The sequence below is a fragment of the Mesorhizobium sp. M3A.F.Ca.ET.175.01.1.1 genome, from assembly GCF_004791945.1.
Classification (GTDB): domain Bacteria; phylum Pseudomonadota; class Alphaproteobacteria; order Rhizobiales; family Rhizobiaceae; genus Mesorhizobium.
Map to the genome: position 1 here is coordinate 1 of NZ_SRTP01000106.1, position 398 is coordinate 398.

Annotated in this window: 1 protein-coding gene; it reads right to left on the minus strand. The window is 60.1% G+C overall.

The window, feature by feature from the left end; translation table 11 throughout:
• Nucleotides 1–96: 96 nt before the first annotated feature.
• Nucleotides 97–398: hypothetical protein (locus tag EN818_RS33040; protein WP_189523986.1), on the minus strand; the 302-nt coding region annotated here is incomplete at its 5' end.

The window sequence follows — 398 nt, forward strand, 5'->3', positions numbered from 1 at the left end:
TGTGCTCTTCCGATCTCTGGCTCTTCTCCCGGCATGTTGTACTGCCAGTTTTCGTCGATGCAGGCGACGAGCCGGCCGACGTGATAGTCGTCCATTTCAAAACCTCTCCGGCATTTCGGATTGTTGGTATCGGCGCTTCAGCTCTTCGGCCTCGCGCTTGCGGCGCTCGCTGGCTACGAAGAGGTCGTCGACCGGCTGGGTGTAACGAGGCGCCGATGTGCACTCGACGTAGGACCACACCGCCAGGGCATCGCTGCGGTCGAAGGACTGATCTTCGTCGTCCTTCTCGATCCAGCCCAGTGCCCGACACTTCGCCATAATCGCGGACTTCTGATCGCCACGACCCATGCCGACGAAATGTTTCTTGACCGACGCCTGGTTGACGCGGGTGTGCTGAT